General features: G+C 74.9%; 1 protein-coding gene. It reads left to right on the top strand.

The genetic code is table 11. The features are described from left to right. On the top strand, positions 1-722 hold a 722-nt coding region (locus tag B8460_RS12750; protein WP_199445641.1), incomplete at both ends, for a chloride channel protein.

Below are 722 nucleotides of genomic sequence, written 5' to 3'. Positions count from 1 at the left end.
CATCACCGGGCTCGGCGCGGCCGCGTTGACCGGGTTGCTGGAGCTGGTGCAGCACCTGCTCTGGGGCGGGCCCGGCATCGATATCCTGGACGCGGCGCGCGCCGCGCCGGCGTGGTGGCACGTGGGCGTGCTGCTCGCCGCCGGCCTGCTCACGGCGGGCGGGCAGTGGCTGCTGACGCAGCTCACCAGCGCCAACGGCATCGACATCACCGCCGCCATCTGGTTTCACGCCGGCCGACTGCCGAAGCTGCGCACGCTGTGCAGCGCGGTGCTGTCGATCCTGATCGTCGCCATGGGTGCCGCCCTGGGGCGCGAGGGCGCGCCGAAACAGGCGGGCGCCGTGTTCGCCAATTTCGTGTCGGACCGGGCGGCGCTGTCGGACGACGAGCGGCGGCTGCTGGTCGCGTGCGGGGCGGGGGCGGGGATGGCCGCCGCCTATGGCGTGCCGCTCGGCGGCGCGCTGTTCGCGCTGGAGGTGCTGCGCGGCATGCTGAGCCTGCGTCTCGTGCTGCCGGCGCTGCTGACGACGCTGACGGCGACCGGGGTTTCGTGGGCGTTCCTGCCGGATGCGCCGACCTATGCCGTGCCGGCCTACCGGTCGAGCCTCGATGTCGCGCTCTGGGCGGTGCTGGCGGGCGTGGTCGCGGGCGTCGTCTCCGTGGGTTATGTGCGCGCCGTCGCCTGGGCCGACGGGCACAAGCCGGCGGGGCGGGCGCGGCTGG

Source organism: Acidisphaera rubrifaciens HS-AP3 (assembly GCF_000964365.1).
GTDB lineage: Bacteria > Pseudomonadota > Alphaproteobacteria > Acetobacterales > Acetobacteraceae > Acidisphaera > Acidisphaera rubrifaciens.
The sequence above is the reverse complement of the archived record's forward strand: the minus strand, read 5'-3'. Positions and strand labels throughout refer to the sequence as shown.